The following is a 1,022-nucleotide window of genomic DNA, read 5'->3' on the forward strand; positions in this document are numbered from 1 at the left end:
ACCCGGTCTGCACCGATCTTCTCACAATTTCCATAGGGAGCAGTAAGATGGGAGCATAACGGGGCTTTTGACTGACCTCCGATTCGTACCACACCAGTAACCCGAGAGCCATATAAAGGGTATTTGCTCCATTTTCTTCAAGGCTGGTACGTGCGGCACGATAAAGCTGGGTCAACCGATTAGATAGTTCTTTTTCGGTTAAATCAGCACGCAAACGCTGCTGTGAGAATTCTTCCTGTAATAGTTTGACCAGCGGGTCATTCTTTTGCCTTCGAATAAATACTTTGGAGTCACGTGAGCTCTCGTCCCAGTCCACAGGCCGGGGGTGTATTCTAAAATCCTCCCCGTCTGCTAATTGATCTTCCAGTTCGTTTAGTTCAACTGTAAGTATAGGGATGCATGAACCAGTCACCCGGAAATTCAGAAGAGGATTTCGCATACTTAAATCCAATAGACGCCTCTCCCACTGTTCCAGGCGTGACCGTTCTTCTTCGGTTTTATCTTTTTCAGTTATAAAGATAGGCCTATCAACATCTTCCGGGGCTTGTTGGTCTATGGGTGTCTTCTGAGATGGTATTTTCTCCTCATCAGTTAAACTACCATGAAATCTTAAAGGCAATGGCCTGATCTGACTGGCTCTGGCTCGCCGGACATCTACGAAAAAATTAAAATTATCCGTATTGCGAAGCAAATTTTCACCCATTACAACTGCTTGGTCAAAAGAGCTGCTCTGCTCAGAGGTAACCGCTGTACTCTCTAATACACAAATCTCTTGTACACCTGGGGCTATACGCTTAGTCAGAAGTGTCACATCATCTTGTAAGCTCTCGGAAAATGATTCTTCAACTAACCATAAGCCGGGGAATGCATGTCCTTTTATAAATATAATTAGGGGGTTTAAACCTACTGCTTCAGCGCAGGCCGCAAATAATACAGTTAAATCTAAACAGGTAGCAAGATGGAATTCCTGAATAATGTCAGGCATTCGGATCTTCTGCCCATGTTCTTCGAAACTGGCTGGT

General features: G+C 44.5%; 1 protein-coding gene. It reads right to left on the reverse strand.

The features are described from left to right. The coding region (locus tag NC238_07475; protein MCM1565779.1) for a DUF4011 domain-containing protein at window positions 1-985 on the reverse strand (985 nt) is incomplete at its 3' end. Window positions 986-1,022 lie beyond the last annotated feature (37 nt).

The organism is Dehalobacter sp. (assembly GCA_023667845.1).
Taxonomy (GTDB): Bacteria; Bacillota; Desulfitobacteriia; order Desulfitobacteriales; family Syntrophobotulaceae; genus Dehalobacter.